The sequence below is a fragment of the Vibrio salilacus genome (assembly GCF_002811245.1).
Classification (GTDB): Bacteria; Pseudomonadota; Gammaproteobacteria; order Enterobacterales; family Vibrionaceae; genus Vibrio; species Vibrio salilacus.
The window spans coordinates 1-18,909 of record NZ_NIVQ01000015.1 but is presented as its reverse complement, the minus strand read 5'-3'; the positions used below and the strand labels follow the sequence as shown (position 1 = coordinate 18,909).

The 18,909-nt window shown below is 47.2% G+C and carries 17 protein-coding genes; 10 read left to right on the top strand and 7 right to left on the bottom strand.

Annotated elements, in window-relative coordinates:
• The first annotated feature begins 9 nt into the window (after positions 1–9).
• From frdA to frdD, 4 genes are read left to right on the top strand one after another with little or no spacing between them, the layout of a single operon-like run.
• Positions 10–1,818, top strand: a complete 1,809-nt coding sequence (gene frdA / locus CDZ87_RS11340; RefSeq protein WP_100753652.1) for a fumarate reductase (quinol) flavoprotein subunit — start codon at positions 10–12, stop codon at positions 1,816–1,818.
• Complete coding sequence (locus CDZ87_RS11335) at positions 1,818–2,576, top strand: succinate dehydrogenase/fumarate reductase iron-sulfur subunit (RefSeq protein ID WP_100753651.1); 759 nt, start codon at positions 1,818–1,820, stop codon at positions 2,574–2,576. The genes frdA and CDZ87_RS11335 overlap by 1 nt, the downstream gene beginning before the upstream one ends.
• A 2-nt stretch (positions 2,577–2,578) precedes the next feature.
• Positions 2,579–2,962: a fumarate reductase subunit FrdC gene (gene frdC / locus CDZ87_RS11330; RefSeq protein WP_100753650.1), complete on the top strand. Its 384-nt coding sequence runs from the start codon at positions 2,579–2,581 to the stop codon at positions 2,960–2,962.
• Between the two features lie 12 nt (positions 2,963–2,974).
• Positions 2,975–3,352, top strand: a complete 378-nt coding sequence (gene frdD, locus CDZ87_RS11325) for a fumarate reductase subunit FrdD (RefSeq protein WP_038175944.1) — start codon at positions 2,975–2,977, stop codon at positions 3,350–3,352.
• 66 nt (positions 3,353–3,418) lie between these two features.
• Here the strand turns inward: frdD and hslU are convergent, their stop codons facing one another.
• The 5 genes from hslU to priA form a co-directional block, all read right to left on the bottom strand.
• Complete coding sequence (gene hslU, locus CDZ87_RS11320) at positions 3,419–4,753, bottom strand: ATP-dependent protease ATPase subunit HslU (protein ID WP_100753649.1); 1,335 nt, start codon at positions 4,751–4,753, stop codon at positions 3,419–3,421.
• Between the two features lie 39 nt (positions 4,754–4,792).
• On the bottom strand, positions 4,793–5,335 hold the full coding sequence (gene hslV / locus CDZ87_RS11315) for an ATP-dependent protease subunit HslV (RefSeq protein WP_100753648.1): 543 nt from the start codon (positions 5,333–5,335) through the stop codon (positions 4,793–4,795).
• Between the two features lie 129 nt (positions 5,336–5,464).
• Positions 5,465–6,013, bottom strand: a complete 549-nt coding sequence (locus CDZ87_RS11310) for an SPOR domain-containing protein (RefSeq protein ID WP_100753647.1) — start codon at positions 6,011–6,013, stop codon at positions 5,465–5,467.
• 118 nt (positions 6,014–6,131) lie between these two features.
• Positions 6,132–7,139: a DNA-binding transcriptional regulator CytR gene (gene cytR / locus CDZ87_RS11305; protein ID WP_100753646.1), complete on the bottom strand. Its 1,008-nt coding sequence runs from the start codon at positions 7,137–7,139 to the stop codon at positions 6,132–6,134.
• 354 nt (positions 7,140–7,493) lie between these two features.
• On the bottom strand, positions 7,494–9,695 hold the full coding sequence (priA, locus tag CDZ87_RS11300; RefSeq protein WP_100753645.1) for a primosomal protein N': 2,202 nt from the start codon (positions 9,693–9,695) through the stop codon (positions 7,494–7,496).
• Positions 9,696–9,974: 279 nt separating this feature from the next.
• Between priA and rpmE the strand changes: the two genes are divergently transcribed.
• Positions 9,975–10,193 carry a 50S ribosomal protein L31 gene (rpmE, locus tag CDZ87_RS11295; protein WP_038175954.1) on the top strand — a complete coding sequence of 73 codons (219 nt, stop codon included), beginning with the start codon at positions 9,975–9,977 and terminating at the stop codon, positions 10,191–10,193.
• Positions 10,194–10,452: 259 nt separating this feature from the next.
• The gene (locus tag CDZ87_RS11290) at positions 10,453–11,730 is read left to right on the top strand and encodes a malic enzyme-like NAD(P)-binding protein (protein ID WP_100753644.1); all 1,278 of its coding nucleotides are present in this window, start codon (positions 10,453–10,455) and stop codon (positions 11,728–11,730) included.
• A 90-nt stretch (positions 11,731–11,820) separates the two neighbouring features.
• Here the strand turns inward: CDZ87_RS11290 and metJ are convergent, their stop codons facing one another.
• Positions 11,821–12,138, bottom strand: coding sequence for a met regulon transcriptional regulator MetJ (metJ, locus tag CDZ87_RS11285; protein ID WP_038175957.1), 318 nt, complete (start codon positions 12,136–12,138; stop codon positions 11,821–11,823).
• A gap of 218 nt (positions 12,139–12,356) precedes the next feature.
• Here metJ and CDZ87_RS11280 point away from each other — a divergent pair, with 218 nt between their 5' ends.
• The 3 genes from CDZ87_RS11280 (at position 12,357) to metF (ending at position 17,049) form a co-directional block, all read left to right on the top strand.
• A complete protein-coding gene (locus CDZ87_RS11280; RefSeq protein ID WP_100753643.1) occupies positions 12,357–13,523 on the top strand; it encodes an O-succinylhomoserine (thiol)-lyase in 1,167 nt (388 codons plus the stop codon).
• Complete coding sequence (locus CDZ87_RS11275; protein WP_100753642.1) at positions 13,523–15,937, top strand: bifunctional aspartate kinase/homoserine dehydrogenase II; 2,415 nt, start codon at positions 13,523–13,525, stop codon at positions 15,935–15,937. Before CDZ87_RS11280 ends, CDZ87_RS11275 begins: the two co-directional genes overlap by 1 nt.
• A gap of 221 nt (positions 15,938–16,158) precedes the next feature.
• On the top strand, positions 16,159–17,049 hold the full coding sequence (metF, locus tag CDZ87_RS11270) for a methylenetetrahydrofolate reductase (protein ID WP_038175961.1): 891 nt from the start codon (positions 16,159–16,161) through the stop codon (positions 17,047–17,049).
• A gap of 74 nt (positions 17,050–17,123) precedes the next feature.
• Here the strand turns inward: metF and zapB are convergent, their stop codons facing one another.
• Entirely contained in the window at positions 17,124–17,366 is a 243-nt protein-coding gene (gene zapB, locus CDZ87_RS11265) for a cell division protein ZapB (protein WP_038175962.1), read from the bottom strand.
• 313 nt (positions 17,367–17,679) lie between these two features.
• Between zapB and glpX the strand changes: the two genes are divergently transcribed.
• A complete protein-coding gene (gene glpX, locus CDZ87_RS11260) occupies positions 17,680–18,687 on the top strand; it encodes a class II fructose-bisphosphatase (RefSeq protein ID WP_100753641.1) in 1,008 nt (335 codons plus the stop codon).
• Positions 18,688–18,909 lie beyond the last annotated feature (222 nt).

The following is an 18,909-nucleotide window of genomic DNA, read 5'->3' as shown; positions in this document are numbered from 1 at the left end:
AGGATAACTGTGCAAATTATCACCACAGATATCGCAGTCATCGGCGCAGGCGGCGCTGGTCTTCGTACTGCTATTGCAGCAGCTGAAGCAAACCCTGACTTGGACATCGCACTGATCTCTAAAGTTTATCCCATGCGTTCCCACACGGTCGCTGCAGAGGGTGGCTCAGCCGCAGTTATCAAGGATGAAGATAGCTTAGATAACCACTTCAACGATACCGTTGGCGGTGGCGACTGGCTATGTGAACAGGATGTTGTTGAATACTTTGTCAAAAACGCGACTCGCGAAATGATCCAAATGGAGCAATGGGGTTGCCCGTGGAGTCGCAAAGAAAATGGCGAAGTCAACGTACGCCGATTTGGCGGCATGAAAGTCGAGCGCACTTGGTTTGCCGCAGATAAAACAGGCTTCCATATGCTTCACACCCTATTCCAGACGTCAATGAAGTACAGCAATATCAATCGTTTTGATGAGTACTTTGTCGTCGATTTGATTGTTGATGAAGGCGAAGTTCAAGGCCTGATCGCTATCCATATGTCGGAAGGCGAACTGGTTACGATTAAAGCAAAATCTGTCGTGCTAGCCACTGGTGGCGCGGGCCGTGTTTACCACTGTAACACCAACGGCGGTATCGTCACGGGTGACGGTATGGCAATGGCTTTCCGCCATGGTGTACCTCTGCGTGATATGGAATTCGTTCAATATCACCCAACGGGTCTTCCTGGCACCGGGATCCTGATGACAGAAGGTTGTCGTGGTGAAGGGGGGATTATTGTCAACAAGAACGGTTACCGTTACCTGCAAGACTATGGCATGGGCCCTGAAACGCCCGTCGGTCAACCAAAAAACAAATACATGGAGCTTGGCCCTCGTGACAAAGTGTCACAAGCGTTCTGGCATGAGCAGCAAAAAGGCAACACCATCAAACACCCATTGGGTGATGTTGTGCACCTTGACCTGCGTCACCTGGGTGAAGAGTACTTACAAGAACGTCTGCCGTTCATTTGTGAGCTCGCGAAAGCCTACGTCAATGTCGACCCAGCCAAAGAACCGATCCCAATCCGTCCGACGGTGCACTACACCATGGGCGGTATTGAAACCAATGCTGAATGTGAAACGCGCATCAAAGGTTTGTTCGCAGTTGGTGAATGTGCCTCTGTAGGTCTGCACGGTGCCAACCGTCTTGGCTCTAACTCACTGGCTGAGTTCGTTGTTTTTGGCCGAGTTGCAGGCGAACAAGCGGTGCAACGCGCGGCTGAGTTCAAGGGCTGGAATGAAACGGCGATTGACGCTCAAGTGAAGGCGGTTGAGGAGCGCATTGCCGCATTAATGAATCAACAGGGCGATGAAAACTGGGCCAGCATCCGTACTGAAATGGGACATACCATGGAAGCGGGTTGTGGTATCTATCGCCAAGAAGATTTGATGCAAGCCACTATCGATAAGATTACTGAGCTGAAACAACGTTACAAGCGCATTAGTATCAAAGACAAGGGTAAAGTGTTTAACACTGACCTGCTTTACGCTATCGAAGTTGGCTACGGCTTAGAAGTTGCTGAAGCCATGGTTCACTCTGCGATTCTGCGTAAAGAATCACGTGGTGCTCACCAGCGTTTAGATGATGGCTGTACTGAGCGAGACGACGTTAACTACCTCAAACACTCACTCGCCTTCTACCAACCCGATGCCGCGCCAAGTATCGATTACAGCCATGTGACCATTACTAAGTCACAGCCAAAAGCACGTCTATACGGTGAAGCCGCAGAAAAAGCCGCTGCAGAAGAAGCAGCAGCGAAGAACGCAGAGGAGCAAGCCTAATGTCAGCGAATCGTATTCAAAAAGTCGATATTCTGCGCTATGACCCACAACAAGATTCAGAGCCGCATTTACAGGCCTTTGAAGTGCCTTTTGATCAAACCATGTCTATTCTCGATGCGATTGGTTACATCAAAGATAACCTCGATAAAGACCTCTCTTACCGTTGGTCTTGTCGTATGGCGATCTGTGGCTCTTGTGGTGTGATGGTCAACGGGGTGCCTAAACTCGCGTGTAAGAGTTTCCTGCGTGACTACCCAAATGGGGTCAAAATTGAGCCATTAGCGAACTTCCCAATCGAGAAGGATTTGATCGTCGATATGACGCCATTTATTGAGCGTTTAGAAGCAGTCAAACCTTACATCATTGGTAATAATCGCACACCTGAAGACGGCACCAACCTCCAAACGCCTGAGCAAATGGCCAAATATAAGCAGTTCGCTGGCTGTATTAACTGTGGTTTGTGTTATGCCGCCTGTCCGCAGTTTGGTTTGAATCCTGAGTTCATCGGCCCAGCGGCACTGACGTTAGCTCACCGTTACAACCTCGATAGCCGAGATAACGGTAAAGCCGAGCGTATGACACTTATCAATGGGGAGAATGGTGCTTGGGGCTGTACCTTTGTCGGTTATTGCTCTGAAGTTTGTCCTAAGAGTGTTGATCCTGCGGCGGCGGTTAACCAAGGTAAAGTTGAGTCTTCAATGGACTTTGTTATCGCTATGCTTAAGCCTGATGGCAAGCCAGTCAAAGAGGAGGCATAAGGATGAGTAATCGCAAACCTTACGTTCGTGAAATGAAACGCACTTGGTGGAAAGACCATCCGTTTTATCGCTTCTACATGCTGCGTGAAGCTACCGTGCTGCCGCTGATTCTATTCACTATTTTCCTGACTTTTGGTCTAGGCTCATTAGTTAAAGGGCCCGAAGCTTGGCAAACGTGGTTAAGCTTTATGGCTAATCCTTTGGTTGTAGCCATCAATATTGTTGCGCTAGCGGGTAGCTTAATGCATGCACAAACTTTTTTTAGCATGATGCCGCAAGTGATGCCGATTCGCCTCAAAGGTAAATTGGTCGACAAGAAGATCATTGTTCTCACGCAGTGGGCAGCGGTCGCGTTCATTTCACTCATTGTACTTATTGTGGTGTAAGGAGCAGTAACGATGAAACCAAACTATTCTGTGGATAGCGCTCCAAAACGTTCAGACGAGCCAATTTGGTGGGGATTATTTGGCGCAGGTGGCACCTGGTTTGCCATGATCACCCCTGTGACCATTCTGGTACTCGGCCTGTTAGCCCCGCTTGGTATCATAGATGCACAAGCGCTAAGCTATGAGCGCGTTGTCGACTTTGCCACCAGCATTATTGGTGCTTTGTTTATTATTGCCACACTCGCGTTACCAATGTGGCATGCCATGCACCGTGTTCATCATGGCATGCATGATCTTAAATTCCACACTGGTATTGTCGGCAAAGTGGCTTGTTATGCATTTGCAGGCTTAATCTCTGCACTTGCCGTGATTTTTATCATTATGATCTAATCAGCCAAATCACCTGAAACAGCAAAAAGCCCGCGACTGCGGGCTTTTTTATACATTGCTCACCAATTACAGAATAAAGCGGCTCAGGTCTTCGTCTTCAATAAACTCATCTAAGCGTGTTTTAACATAGTCAGCATCGATGGTCATTTTCGATCCCGCCTTATCAGTCGCTTCAAACGAGATCTCATCCATCAAGCGCTCCATCACAGTGTGAAGACGACGGGCACCAATGTTCTCGGTGGTCTCATTCACTGTCCAAGCCGCTTCTGCGATCTGCGTAATCCCTTCTTCGGTAAACTCGATATCAACATCTTCAGTCTTCATCAAAGCGATGTACTGCTCGGTTAGCGAGGCTTTCGGCTCCGTCAGGATACGTTTGAAGTCTTCACTCGACAGTGCTTCTAGCTCAACACGAATAGGTAAACGGCCTTGCAGCTCTGGAATCAAGTCCGATGGGCGCGCCACTTGGAAAGCGCCAGAAGCAACAAACAAGATGTGATCGGTTTTGACCATACCATGCTTAGTCGATACGGTACTTCCTTCGATAAGCGGCAATAGATCGCGCTGCACGCCTTCACGTGAGACATCTGGGCCCGAGCTTTCGCCACGCTTACAGATTTTGTCGATCTCATCGATAAACACGATGCCGTTATTTTCAACGTTGTAAATAGCCTGATCTTTTAGCTCTTCTTGATTCACTAACTTGGCAGCTTCTTCTTCCTCCAGTGCTTTGAAGGCGTCTTTGATTTTCAGCTTGCGCTTCTTCTTGGTGTCACCAGCGAGATTTTGAAACATACCTTGCAGCTGATTGGTCATCTCTTCCATGCCAGGAGGCGCCATGATTTCAACGCCCATTTGCGGTGCGGCGACATCGACTTCGATCTCTTTGTCATCCAGTTTGCCTTCACGTAACTTCTTACGAAAAACTTGGCGGGTGTTCGATGAGCTCTCTTCTTGCGGTTCATTCTGACCCCAAGAATCGCGAGCTGGTGGTAATAAGGCGTCAAGGATACGCTCTTCCGCTTGCTCTTGCGCGCGAAATTTCACTTTTCCCATCGCTTGTTGATGAGTCATCTTGACCGCAACATCGGTTAGATCACGAATGATGGTTTCGACCTCTTTACCCACATAACCAACTTCGGTGAACTTGGTTGCTTCCACTTTAATGAAAGGCGCATTGGCAAGTTTAGCTAGGCGACGGGCGATTTCGGTTTTACCAACACCCGTTGGACCGATCATCAAAATGTTTTTTGGTGTCACTTCAACTCGTAAGCTTTCTTCAAGTTGCATGCGACGCCAGCGGTTACGCAGTGCAATCGCCACTGAACGTTTTGCATTGTCTTGACCAATGATATGGCGGTTTAGTTCATGTACAATTTCGCGAGGAGTCATTTCAGACATAATTAATTTCCTTAAAGTTTATCGCCACTATCTTTGGTTTTATTCTGCTTTATCTTGCGCAGTTTCTAGTTCTTCAATAGTGTGGTGGTGATTGGTGAAAACACAGATGTCACCGGCAATTTTTAATGCTTTTTCGGCAATGTCACGGGCATCTAAGTCAGTATTTTCTAGTAAAGCTGTGGCTGCCGCTTGTGCAAAGTTGCCACCCGATCCAATCGCAATCAGATCGTTCTCTGGCTGAACCACATCACCGTTACCAGTAATAATCAACGACGCGGTTTCATCCGCTACGGCCAGCAAAGCTTCAAGCTTACGCAGCGCACGATCGCTACGCCAATCTTTCGCCAGTTCAACCGCGGCTTTGGTCAAATGACCTTGGTGCATTTGTAACTTGCTTTCAAAGCGCTCAAACAAGGTAAAAGCGTCGGCAGTACTACCAGCAAAGCCAGCCAGTACTTTATTGTTATAGAGGCGACGCACTTTGCGCGCATTGCCCTTCATTACTGTGTTACCGAGAGATACTTGTCCATCACCAGCGATGACGACTTTATTATTACGACGTACAGAGACAATGGTAGTCACGAGTAGGGCCTCATAATTATGAATTTTTAGTGTTAGAAACTATATGAGGTTGGCTCGTTAGGAATTCAAGGGAGAAACTCAGGATCGCCAAGAACAAAAAACGAACCTCTCGGTTCGTTTTTGTAGGATTTATTGCGTTTCTTTCCAAATCGCACAAGGCTCGATCTTGGCCCGCTGGAGTTTATGCTTATCTCGCTCTGCATCACGCTTAAACTTGTATGGGCCTAACACCACGCGATACCAACTGCTGTCTTCTTTCTTGCGGATTTTACTGTTGATCCCTTGGAAAGCGATGTCTAGCTTACGTGCTTCAGCATCTTTGCCATTTTTGTACGCCCCACACTGCATAATGTAGGGAATTTCAGATACGACCTGCTCTTTGGCTTTCACAGCAACTTCGCGGCTTGGCAAAGACTCGACATAATCCCACTTTTCTTCAGGAGGCGGCGGCAGTATCGACTTAGGCTTCGCTTGCGGTTTTGCCTGCGTGGGTTGAGCCATAGGCGTTGGCGGTTCAGGATCCTGACTGAGCAAATACAATCCATAGCCAAACACGCCGAGCAGAATTAAAGCAAGCAAGCCACTACGCCACGGCTTTCGACGCGGAGCGGCTTTGTTTTTTGCAGATTTTCGGCTTTGGGTGCCACGACCTCTTTTTACGTAATCTTTATTCGCCACGACTGAACATCAATGTAATTGGTTACAACTGACCGACATGTTAATGCAGATTGCTGCACGATGACAGACTTGAAATAGCAGCGGTGCATCAAAACGCGCCGCTGACTATCGCTGCAACTTATAACATTCTCGGTGGTGCGGCACTTTCGCGTATTACTAATGTGGTTTCCAGCAGACGCGAACCTGCTCTCACATCATGGCCACGCAAAATCTCAAGCATCATCAACATCGCTTGACGACCAATTTCATAGCGTGGCTGAGAGATCGTCGTCAACGGTGGATCGCAAAATTGAGCAAATTGAATGTCATCAAAGCCCACTAGTGACAAATCCTGAGGCACACGCAAACCAAGCTTTTTAGCTTGTTGAATCGCCCCAATCGCCATCGCATCGTTATGACAAAATATCGCAGTCGGAGGCTCTGGCAGGGCCAATAGCTGACGAACCGCTAGCGCCCCGGCTTCAAAGCTAAAGTCGCCAAACGCGCGATAGGCAGGGTTCATTGCCAAGCCCGCTCGACGCAGAGCTTGCTGATAGCCTTGGTGGCGGAAATGACACAATGCCGCACTCTCTGGTCCAGAAATTTCGGCAATACGCTTATGGCCCATCTGAGTAAGGTAATTAACGGCTTCAAAGGCAGACGTTAAATTATCAATATGCACGGTAGGCAGCTCAAGTTCAGGCGCATATTCACAAGCCATCACCATCGGCGGTAGATTTTTTTGTTCTGGCTTGCTGACATCGAATGGTAAATCAGTACCCAGCAACAGCATGCCATCAGCTTGTTTAGTGAAAACCAAGTTAACAAATGAGCTTTCACGTCGTTTCTGTAGACCACTATCACCGAGCAGCACAATATAGCCATGCTCCATTGCGGCATCTTCAATGCCACGAATAATTTCAGTGTAATAAGGATCGCAGATATCAGGAATGATCGCGATGATCGTTTTTGATTCGTTGCGGCGTAGATTACGTGCCAACGAATTTGGTGAATATCCAGCTTCTAAAACAGCGTCTTCTACTCGTTTTCTCGTCGCTGATGATACTTTTTCCGGATTCATTAGCGCTCGAGAAACCGTCGCTGTTGAAACTCCCGCAAGCTGGGCAACATCCTTCATTGTCGCCATAGTGTACTAACCCTCTTTAAATGTTCCAATCCAGTAGCAGATGCCACCTAAGCCTCTAGTTAAAAATAATCATATTCTCTGTGAGCAGAGTGACACAAATTCGCAGGCTAAAGCCTATCTTGTAATTACCTGCACCAAGCAATCGTTTAACTTACAAAGTATGAAGTGAAAACAACGCATTGCAGACTACCTAGTGTATTCATTTCATAACACAAAGTTACGGGGGATTTAACAAAAATGGCAGCTAGGCAGTGATTAACATCACAAATAAATGAAAAGTTGCTGAATAGAGAACGCTGTAGTTATGATTCAAGTAAGGCTCAGCCAATAAAATGCCCTTCAGACCACCTTTCACTAACTCAGATCTTGCGGTTCTATATCGAGTGTCCAACGGACTTTTTTCGCATTTGGCAACAGGGCTATTGCTGGTTTCGCACTCGCGAGTAACTTTTGCATCATAGGGCGACTTTGCGTTTGTAACAGCAATTGCCAACGAAACTTGCCAGCTCGCTTAGCCAGTGGGGCGGGCGTTGGCCCAAGCACTTGGCAGTATTGGTCAAACAACGGATGTGCCTCTAACGTATGGCGCACCTGGCGAAGAAACTCTTCAACCAATGCCGATTGATTGGCCTCTGCACGAAATAGAGTTAAAAACGAGAACGGTGGTAGCTGAGCCACTTTGCGCTCTTCAAGTGCGGTTTCAGCAAAGTGACGATAACTTTTGCTCAACAAGGCTTGCAGCAAGCTGTGCTCTGGGTGGTGAGTTTGTAATACAACCTCGCCAGGCTTACTCGCTCGCCCCGCACGGCCAGCAACTTGAATAAATAATTGAGCAAGTCGCTCAGATGCTCGAAAGTCACTACTGTAGAGCGAACCGTCGACATCCAGTAAGGCCACCAGCGTCACATCAGGAAAATGGTGCCCTTTAGCCAGCATCTGAGTTCCAATTAAGATTTGATACTCACCATGGCGAATTGCAGTCAAGGCGCTTTCCAAACTCCCCTTACGACGTGTGCTGTCGCGATCAATCCGAATGGTTTGGTACTCAGGAAACAACTCGGATAGCTGATGCTCTAATTGTTCCGTACCAACACCAACGGTCACTAGGTGTGTCGAGCCGCACCCTTGGCATTGGTGAATGATCGGTTGCTGAGAGCCACAGTGATGACAGCGAATTTCACTGCTGTTTTGGTGATAGGTGTAGTACGCATCACAACGCTGACATTCGGCTATCCAGCCACACTCATGACACATCAATGCCGGAGAGAACCCGCGTCGATTCAAAAACAGCATGACCTGATTGCCTGCATTAAGGTGCTTACGCATTTCAGCAATCAAGGGCGCCGATAAACCACTTTCAAGATAGAGTCCTTTAACGTCGAGTACTTTGTTGGTAGTTGGGGTCGCATTTCCGGCGCGCGCTGACAGAACCAGATGATGATACTTTCCCACTAAGGCGTTGTGTAATGTTTCTAGTGCTGGCGTGGCCGATCCTAATACAATTGGAATTTGCTCTTTATTGGCACGCATCACCGCGACATCGCGGGCATGATAACGCAAGCTATCTTGCTGTTTATATGAAGCGTCATGCTCCTCATCAACAATAATGATGCCTAGCTTAGCAAATGGTGTCAGTAGCGCAGAACGCGTGCCAATGATAATCCCTGCGGCATTATCACGCGCGCTCAGCCAAGCATTGAGTCGCTCGGTATCATTTAAACCTGAATGGATCACTTCAACCGGTACATTAAAGCGGCGTTTAAAGCGATTGATGGTTTGCGGAGTTAATCCGATTTCAGGCACCAGCACTAACGCTTGCGCGCCTTGCTCTAGTACTGGCTTTATCATATTTAAGTAGACTTCGGTTTTACCCGACCCGGTCACCCCTTCCAGTAAATAACAGCCAAACCCTTGCGCGCTGTTTACCGTCGCAATCGCAACGGCCTGCTCAGCATTGAGCTTAGGTTTGTCGACGTTGGCCTCAACATCTTGATGCCAATCGCGAATCACTGGCTTGCTTTCTAACGATGCAATCCAGTCTTTTTCCACTAAGGTTTTTAATACTGACGAGCTGATCTCTTGATCAATAAACTCTTGGTGTGCGACAGATCCGGCTTCCAGCATGTGCATGACCTTCGCCTGCTTCACCGCGCGACCAAATCCCTGCATCAGTTGATCACGGCCACTCGCGGTCAGTTGCCACGAAACCAGCGTGGCAAAATCAGCGGGCTTCCCTTTGCGCAAAGCACTTGGCATCGCATTGAATAAAGTCTCGCCGAGCGGATATTGATAGAACTGGCTGCACCAATGAAGTAAGGCATAAAGCCGTTCAGGCCAAACTGGTTGACTATCCAGCACTTGTTTAATCGGCTTGATTTTTGTCAGCTCAAATTCTGACTCATTAACCAAAGCCGTCACCAAACCGACTAACGTTTGCCGACCAAAAGGCACCGATACACGGCCACCGATAATCGGAAACAAGTGATTCGGTATCAGATAATCGAATTGTTTATCGAGTGGCACAGGTAACGCTACTCGGGCAATCGTTGGTCGCATAGTGGCTATCGAGCTCTTGGGGAGGTAACGCTGCTTAGTCTAAGGTAAAAATGACCGACAAGAAAGCGACTCCGCACCCACGACAACGCCAAGTTTCGGCTAAAAAAGTAGCAGATTTATGGTTAAATCGGTTGATCACTGTGGCGCGATTCATTACTATATCGCGCCTTAGAGATATGGCTGTCATTTGGCGGCGGTATCCAAGCAACTTTTATTAACTACGTGTGGTGTCCGGCTTAGAATCGGATAGCGACACGGCCTATATTCAGAGGTTCTCCCATGAAAGCTGGTATCCACCCAGAGTACAAAGCAGTTAAAGCGACTTGTTCTTGCGGCAACTCTTTCGAGTTCAACTCAACACTAAGCAAAGAGTCTATCCACCTAGACGTATGTGACAAATGTCACCCATTCTACACTGGTAAGCAACGTATCGTAGATACTGGCGGCCGCGTTGATCGCTTCAACAAGCGTTTCGGTGCTCTATCAAGCAAGAAGTAATTTCTGCTTAGATATCGAATCTAGAAAGGACGCTCAAGCGTCCTTTTTTGTTATCTATTATAAGGTAATTAGCATTCATTCAGAGTATTGTGTTATTGAAACTAGCCATTACCAGTGATCCCTCTTGATATCTGGTCTTATCAGCCGACTTTTACCACCTTTTATTGCTTCCGATCGCATTCTGACCTAGGCAGCTTGACTTAGTTACTCTAAAATGGATTCCCCCTTTCCATATAATTATTAACGAGTACCTACACCTATGTCCGATGACAACCCTCAACAACTATCTCCTGAAGAGCAATTTCGTCAGCAAGCATTGGATTACCATGCCTACCCGACGCCAGGCAAAATTTCTGTTGAGCTGACTACCCCAGCCGAAACCGCCAGAGACCTAGCGCTCGCCTACAGCCCAGGCGTTGCAGAGCCCGTACGCGAAATCGCCCAAAACGTCGATAACGTCTATAAGTACACCTCAAAAGGCAATATGGTCGCTGTAATCTCAAACGGTACCGCAATTTTAGGCTTGGGTAACCTAGGTCCAATGGCATCAAAACCTGTTATGGAAGGTAAAGCACTACTCTTTAAGCGCTTTGCAGGTCTTGATTCGATTGATATTGAAGTCAAACACCGCACTATCGAAGAATTTGTTGATACCGTTGCCAACATCGCCGATACCTTTGGCGGTATTAACCTAGAAGATATCAAAGCACCGGATTGTTTTGAGATTGAAAGACAGTTGATTGAGCGTTGTGATATACCTGTGTTCCACGATGACCAACACGGAACTGCGATTGTGACGGCTGCGGGGATGTTAAATGCGATTGAATTGCAAGGAAAGAAACTTCAAGACGCAACCATAGTCTGTCTTGGTGCCGGCGCTGCTGCCGTTGCTTGTATGGAACTGCTGATCAAATGTGGCGCAATGCGTGAGAAAATCTACATGCTGGATCGCAAAGGCGTCATTCATACTCGTCGTGAAGACCTCAATGAATACAAACAGCTATTTGCTAACAATACTGATAAGCGAACGTTAGAAGATGTAATTGAAGGGGCCGATCTGTTCTTAGGTGTATCAGGTCCAAACTTGCTGCCGCCCGAGGCGCTTAAATTGATGGCCGATAAGCCGATTGTGTTTGCTTGTTCGAACCCAGATCCAGAAATCAAGCCAGAGCTAGCCAGAGCCGTTCGCCAAGATCTGATCATGGGAACCGGACGCAGTGACTATCCGAACCAAGTCAATAACGTGCTGTGTTTCCCATTCATCTTCCGTGGTGCGCTGGATGTGCGTGCTAGCGAAATCAATGATGAGATGAAACTGGCCGCGGTTGAAGCCATTCGTCAGCTCGCCAAAGAAGAAGTGCCAGCAGAAGTATTAAAAGCCGCGGGGGTTAGCGCGCTGTCATTTGGTCCAGATTACATCATTCCAAAACCAATGGATTCTCGCCTATTGTCTCGCGTAGCTAAAGCGGTCGCGCAAGCGGCTGTCGATTCAGGTGTCGCGCGAATAGAGATGCCAGAAAACTACATGGCAGAGTAAGCCTGTTGTGACGAACAAAAAACCGCTGTTTGATACAGCGGTTTTTTTTAAGAATTTTACCTTGCAGAAAAAAATGACATGCCGTGGTGATTATTCATCAAACGCTTCGAACTCAATGCCCATTTCTGTCATTAATTTTTTCACTTCTGTCGGGATGTCATCCGGACGATCTTTACGCAAGTCTTCATCCGTTGGCAGTGGCTGACCTGTGTATGCGTGCAAAAACGCTTCGCACAATAGCTCACTGTTTGTCGCGTGGCGCAGGTTATTGATCTGACGGCGCGTACGTTCATCAGTTAAAACCTTTAATACTTTCAATGGAATAGAAACAGTAATCTTCTTTACTTGCTCACTTTTTTTTCCATGCTCAGCGTACGGGCTAATGTATTCGCCATTCCAGTCTGCCATTGCGCACCTTTGTAAAAATGTATGTTTGAAATCAGAAGCCGCAATTTTAGCGGCATTTATGTCCACAAGCAAAGACATATAGACGTCTAGAGATATTGACGTCCACAAAAATGACAAGTAAAGTGGCCAGAAATGGAGTTGGAATTGCTCATATCTGACATCTTCAAGATATAGCGCATTCCCTGCAACAAGTCACTATAGTTCGAAAGGAAACGCCCATGAGCACCCGTAAACCAGCCACAATCGCGGTCCGTACTGGTATCGAGTCAGACACTCAACATCACGCTGTTGTTCCCCCTATTTATCTCTCAACGAACTATAGCTTCCCGGCCTTTGGTGAACTGCCTCAATATGACTACACCCGCTCGGGCAACCCAAACCGAGGCTTGCTTGAAACCGCACTGTATGAGCTTGAATCAGGCAAAGGGGCGGTAGTGACTAACTGTGGTACCTCTGCATTGAATTTGTGGGTCTCGGCCTTCCTAGGGCCTGAGGATTTAATTGTTGCCCCCCATGACTGTTACGGCGGAACATACCGCCTATTCAATACCCGCGCTCAGAAAGGTGACTTCAAGGTAGCATTCGTTGACCAATCTGATCAAAAAGCGCTCTCTAATGCGCTCGCTCAAAAGCCAAAACTTATCTTGATAGAAACGCCATCAAATCCATTAGTACGCGTGGTCGATATTCAAAAACTGTGTCAACAAGCCAAACAAGTCGGGGCGCAGGTTGCGGTCGACAATACTTTTTTAACGCCTGTATTCCAAAAGCCGCTCGAGCTAGGTGCAGATTTTGTTATTCACTCAACCACTAAGTACATTAATGGTCACTCGGATGTGATTGGCGGTGTTGTGATCACCAAAACCGAGCAACATGCTGAAGAGCTTGCTTGGTGGGGCAACTGCATTGGCGCAACAGGGACGCCATTTGACAGCTATATGACGCTACGCGGTCTGCGAACCCTAGGCGCGCGTATGAAAGCCCACGAAGAAGGTGCCAGTAAAGTCTTACAGTTCCTACAGAGCGAGTCTTTGGTCAGCGCCATCTATCATCCAAGTCTGCCAAATCACCCCGGCCATGAGATCGCTAAAAAGCAGCAAACTGGCTTTGGCTCAATGTTAAGTTTTGAGTTTGCAGGTAGCTTTGAACAACTTAAAGCTTTTGTTGGCCACCTCAAACTCTTTTCTCTAGCAGAGTCATTAGGCGGTGTTGAAAGCTTGATTTGCCACCCTGCCTCAATGACGCATCGAGCTATGGGTGAAGTTGCGCTAGCCGAAGCGGGTATATCACAACAGCTATTACGCTTATCTGTTGGTTTAGAAGATAGTGAAGATCTGATTGACGACCTCACTCAAGCATTTAATAAAGTGAAGGAGGCTGCGTAATGTCTGCCACGCCACGTCAACTGCATAAATTCGGTGGCAGTAGTCTTGCTGACCCAGATTGTTACCGTCGAGTCGTTGGCATACTCAAAGAGTATTCCAATGCTGAGGACTTGATCGTTGTTTCCGCGGCGGGCAAAACCACCAATCGTCTGATTGCTTTTTTGGACGCGCTCAACAAAGATGGTCGCCTCGCACACGAAGAGCTTCAGACGCTACGCCAATATCAAAGTGAGCTAATTGAAGCGCTTGTTGAAGGCGATGAAAAGCAACCATTGCTTGCCACGCTGCGCGATGAGTTCACGACCCTAGGTGAGCTAACGGCGCCATTAACCGACGCCGATAAAGCGGCGGTACTCGGTCACGGTGAAGTATGGTCTTCGCGCTTACTCGCCGCTTTACTCAATCAAGCAGATCTGCCTGCAACCGCGCAAGACGCGCGCGCTTTTTTACGAGCTCAAACTGGCACACAACCCGAGGTCGATTTCGGTGCGTCTTATCCTCTGATCAAAGAAGCCTTGGTGCAACACGCGCACCACCGAATCGTCATTACTGGCTTTATGGCTCAGGACACGTTAGGCCGTACAGTACTACTCGGTCGGAACGGCTCTGATTACTCAGCAACTGTGATTGGCGCATTGGCCGAAGTCAGTCGAGTGACGATTTGGAGCGATGTGGCTGGTGTGTACAGTGCTGATCCAAGGTTGGTCTCTGATGCTTGTTTACTTCCACTATTAAGGTTAGATGAAGCCAGTGAATTGGCTCGCCTAGCTGCGCCCGTGTTGCACAGCCGGACTCTTCAGCCTGTTGCGCAAAGCACCATGGATTTGCACTTACGTTGCAGCTATCAACCCGAATCAGGCTCAACCCGCATCGAGCGCGTTCTTGCCTCTGGCCGCGGTGCAAAAATCATCTCCTCACTTGATGAAGTGCAATTGATTCAACTGAGCTTCTCGTCAGGGCATGATTTCACACGCTTCGAGAACGAAGTCTTAGCGAGCCTTAAACGCGCTCAACTTGAGCCTCTGACCTACGAGTCACAACCTGACAAACATCGTCTGCGTTTGGCCTATACCAGCGAAATCGTTGGTGGTGCACTAGAGTACTTGCAAGACACCGCGATTGAAGCTGAGCTCAAACTGAAAGAAGGTTACGCCATGGTTGCGGCGGTTGGAGCTGGTGTCACTAAGAACCCTAACCATTGTTACGGCTTCTATCAGCAACTAAAAAATGCACCAGTGGAATTTATTTCTGAGTCACTGTCGGGGCTAAGTTTAGTCGCCGTGCTACGCACCATTGATAGCAACCCATTAGTCAAAGCGATCCACAGCCAGCTTTTTCAAGCACAAAAGCGCGTCGCCATCGCGTTATGTGGTAAAGGTAATATCGGCTCAAGTTGGTTAGCGCTGTTTTGTGAACAAAAATCTGAACTTGAAAAACGTCACGGGATGAATTTTGATCTCGTCGCCGTTGTCGATAGTCAAACCTATTGGTTTAACGACCAAGGTATAGCAGCCAGTGAAGTGAGTGCGCATTTCGATGAAGAGGCAATCAGTTACCAAGGAAGCGACTGGATCGAAAAGCTCGGTGCGCTACAAGGGTATGACGATTTAGTGGTACTGGATGTAACGGCCAGTAAAGAGCTTGCCGAACGCTATTTAGAAATCGCCGAACAAGGAATGCACTTAATTTCGGCCAATAAAGTCGCCGGATCAGCATCAAGTCACTACTATCATCAAGTTCAAGATGCGTTTGCCAAAATTAACCGCCACTGGCTGTACAACGCCACCGTCGGAGCTGGCTTACCAATTAACCACACCGTCAGAGATTTACGTGAAAGTGGTGATGACATTAGTGCTTTATCAGGCATTTTTTCCGGTACGCTTTCGTGGTTATTTCAACAATACGATGGCAGCGTACCGTTTGCAGAACTTGTCGATCTTGCCTGGCAACAAGGCTTAACAGAACCTGACCCTCGTAGCGATCTTGATGGCTCTGACGTGATGCGTAAATTGGTCATTCTTGCCCGTGAGTCTGGATTAGCTATCGAACCGGAAGCGGTCAAAGTTGAGAGCTTAGTGCCTGATGAGTTAGCTCAGCTTTCATTAGATGAGTTCCTTGATAAGAGCCAATTATTGAGTGAGTTACTCGCAGAGCGGCTTGAAAAAGCCCAACGCGAAGACAAGGTACTGCGTTACGTAGCGCGCTTAGAGAAAAATGGTAAAGCAACGGTTGGCGTAGAGGCATTAACGAAAGAACATCCACTCGCCAACCTGCTGCCTTGCGACAATATCTTTGCTATTGAGAGTAAATGGTATAAAGATAATCCACTGGTAATTCGAGGGCCTGGTGCGGGTAGAGAGGTCACCGCAGGGGCTATTCAATCGGATCTCAATCTATTATCAAGCCTACTTTAGTTATCAGGCGCTAGACTTATCTAGCGCCTTTTTTGTGTCTAGTTAGTGCTAACAGTGGCTCTGCCACTAAACTTGAAACTGGCTCATTATTAACTTGAGAAAAATTCATACACACGCAGTTGACTTTAAAACGTATTCAATACATTCTGTAGACATATAGACGTCTAAACGTCGATTGAAATTTATGTTTGTTGGCTGGGATGCCACAGGGAGAGAGCAAGATGGGATACACACACGCGGGTCATATTGACGCTTTAAATCAGAATGTCGCGGAACTATCTGACAATATCAATGTGTCATTTGAGTTTTTTCCACCGAGCAGCGAGAAAATGGAAGAAACGTTGTGGAACTCTGTCCATCGCTTAAAAAACCTCAAACCTAAATTTGTTTCAGTCACTTACGGCGCCAACTCTGGTGAGCGTGATAGAACTCACTCGATCATCAAAGAGATTAAAGCCGAGACGGGTCTCGTGGCAGCCCCGCACTTGACCTGTATCGACGCTTCTCGTGATGAGCTAATCCAGATTGCAGATGACTACTGGGCAAATGGCATTCAAAACATTGTGGCGCTGCGCGGTGACATTCCACCTAGTGGCGGAAAACCTGATATGTATGCCTCTGACTTAGTTGAACTGTTAAAAGCACGCCATGATTTTGATATTTCAGTCGCCGCTTTTCCTGAAGTGCACCCAGAAGCCAAAAGCGCTCAGTCAGATCTTCTTAATCTAAAACGTAAAGTCGACGCTGGCGCCAATCGAGCAATCACCCAATTCTTTTTTGATGTCGAGAGCTACTTACGCTTTCGTGACCGCTGTGTAGCGGCTGGCATTGATGTCGAGATCGTACCGGGGATATTACCCGTTTCAAACTTCAAACAAGCCTCGCGCTTCGCAGCGCAAAATGCAGTTAAGGTTCCAGGATGGATGGCAAAGCAGTTTGAAGGCCTTGATGACGATCCAACTACTCGTCAGTTGGTAGGAGCAAGCCAGGCGATCGACATGGTGCGTATTTTAAGTCGTGAAGGCGTGAAGGATTTCCACTTCTACACACTCAACCGTGCAGAGATGACCTACGCGCTATGCCATACTCTCGGCGTACGCCCACGAGTTTAAGACGATGTAGACAAAAAAAACCAGAAAAAGGCTGAACGTTAGGTTCAGCCTTTTTTGATTGATATGAAGACGTATTACTCAACGTCGTCCATTTTACCCAGTAGATTACGAATACGCTCTTGCCACGCGTTGTGCTCTTGTTGCATTAGTTCTGCTTTCTGTTCAAGCTCTGCACGATTGTTACGTAGCTCGTTAGCCTCAGTCGCCAGCTTCTCTTTTTCTTCTTTTAGCTCTTCTACTTCCATTTGTAAAAGAGCAATTGTATCAACAGCGGTTTGAATTTTTGCTTCTAGTTGTTCTAGTACTTCAAAAGACATTTTAGCCTACCTATAGGTTATCCGGAGAAGGGTTTTGATCATCGGTGACCTAAACCTTATTTATCCCCATTCTACTCAGCCATGCGCAGAGAAACACTCTCTATATTGTAGTTTTTGCATCATTTGATTAAAAATTCAGCGCTAATTGACAATACCTTTACATCCTAAGGTGTTTGAGTGTTTCCCTACCAATATAACCAACAAGATTGATCCAGTTCAATGCCAACAAAAGCGAAAAGGCAAACGTTTCCTTTTTGATGTGATAAAATTCTGCCGATTTAATTTCTCTCAATCCTTTTACTTTGGAGTCATCATGAAACGCGATTTAGCAATGGCCTTTTCTCGAGTTACTGAAGGGGCAGCACTTGCAGGATATAAGTGGCTTGGCCGTGGCGATAAAAATGCAGCCGACGGCGCTGCCGTGAAAGTGATGCGCAGCCTACTTAATAAAACCGATATCAGTGGCGAGATCGTTATTGGCGAAGGCGAGATTGATGATGCACCCATGCTCTACATTGGTGAATGTGTTGGTATTGGTGGTGATGAAGTCGATATCGCAGTTGACCCAATTGAAGGGACTCGCATGACCGCAATGGGTCAATCGAACGCATTGGCAGTATTGGCGGCAGGCGAGAAAGGAAGCTTTCTAAAAGCCCCAGACATGTACATGGAAAAACTGGTTGTAGGCCCTGGCGCAAAGGGTTGTATAGATTTGAATAAACCATTAAAAGAAAACCTAGAGAAAATCGCCGCAGCGCTCAATAAGACGTTAGACACTTTAGTGGTCATTACGCTTGCTAAGCCGCGCCACGACGATGTCATTGCACAAATGCAATCTATGGGCCTGCGCGTATTTGCGGTGCCTGATGGCGACGTAGCGGCATCAATTCTCACCTGTATGCCAGATAGCGAAGTCGATGCGATGTACTGCATTGGTGGTGCTCCTGAAGGTGTTGTTTCTGCCGCAGTGATCCGCGCTCTTGATGGCGACATGCATGGCCGTTTACTGCCACGCCACGAAGTGAAAGGCGACAGTGAAGAAAATCGCATTTATGGTGCTAATGAGCTCAAGCGCTGTGAAGAGATGGGTGTACAAGCCAACGTCGTACTTGCCATGGAAGACATGGCACGTAGTGATAATGTTATCTTTTCTGCTACAGGCATCACTAAAGGCGATTTATTAGAAGGGATCACTCGTTCGGGAAATATTGCAACGACGGAAACACTGTTGATTCGAGGCCGTTGCCGTACCATTCGCCGCATTAAGTCTATTCACTATCTAGAGCGCAAAGATCCAGAAGTAAGAGACATTATTCTTTAACCACAAGCGATTAAAAGAGGTCAGCACTAGCTGGCCTTTTTACTGATACCAATTTAATTAAATTTCTGATCTAATGGTACCTCTATTCGGAGGTACTATATGAGCATTAACTTTCCTCAACTTATTCGTTCCACATCTAATGCAAGGCTACGTATTCGCTATTTGGCCATCGCTCATTTCGAAGATGGGATGTCACGTACAGATATCGCAAAGCTTCTCAAA

What these genes read in the sequence shown, in the direction of transcription:
- CDZ87_RS11335 (WP_100753651.1), top strand. Translation starts at nt 1,818, where the DNA reads ATGTCAGCGAATCGTATTCAAAAAGTCGATATTCTGCGCTATGACCCA.
- frdC (WP_100753650.1), top strand. Translation starts at nt 2,579, where the DNA reads ATGAGTAATCGCAAACCTTACGTTCGTGAAATGAAACGCACTTGGTGG.
- frdD (WP_038175944.1), top strand. Translation starts at nt 2,975, where the DNA reads ATGAAACCAAACTATTCTGTGGATAGCGCTCCAAAACGTTCAGACGAG.
- hslU (WP_100753649.1), bottom strand. Translation starts at nt 4,753, where the DNA reads ATGTCTGAAATGACTCCTCGCGAAATTGTACATGAACTAAACCGCCAT.
- cytR (WP_100753646.1), bottom strand. Translation starts at nt 7,139, where the DNA reads ATGGCGACAATGAAGGATGTTGCCCAGCTTGCGGGAGTTTCAACAGCG.
- priA (WP_100753645.1), bottom strand. Translation starts at nt 9,695, where the DNA reads ATGCGACCAACGATTGCCCGAGTAGCGTTACCTGTGCCACTCGATAAA.
- rpmE (WP_038175954.1), top strand. Translation starts at nt 9,975, where the DNA reads ATGAAAGCTGGTATCCACCCAGAGTACAAAGCAGTTAAAGCGACTTGT.
- CDZ87_RS11290 (WP_100753644.1), top strand. Translation starts at nt 10,453, where the DNA reads ATGTCCGATGACAACCCTCAACAACTATCTCCTGAAGAGCAATTTCGT.
- metJ (WP_038175957.1), bottom strand. Translation starts at nt 12,138, where the DNA reads ATGGCAGACTGGAATGGCGAATACATTAGCCCGTACGCTGAGCATGGA.
- CDZ87_RS11280 (WP_100753643.1), top strand. Translation starts at nt 12,357, where the DNA reads ATGAGCACCCGTAAACCAGCCACAATCGCGGTCCGTACTGGTATCGAG.
- CDZ87_RS11275 (WP_100753642.1), top strand. Translation starts at nt 13,523, where the DNA reads ATGTCTGCCACGCCACGTCAACTGCATAAATTCGGTGGCAGTAGTCTT.
- metF (WP_038175961.1), top strand. Translation starts at nt 16,159, where the DNA reads ATGGGATACACACACGCGGGTCATATTGACGCTTTAAATCAGAATGTC.
- zapB (WP_038175962.1), bottom strand. Translation starts at nt 17,366, where the DNA reads ATGTCTTTTGAAGTACTAGAACAACTAGAAGCAAAAATTCAAACCGCT.
- glpX (WP_100753641.1), top strand. Translation starts at nt 17,680, where the DNA reads ATGAAACGCGATTTAGCAATGGCCTTTTCTCGAGTTACTGAAGGGGCA.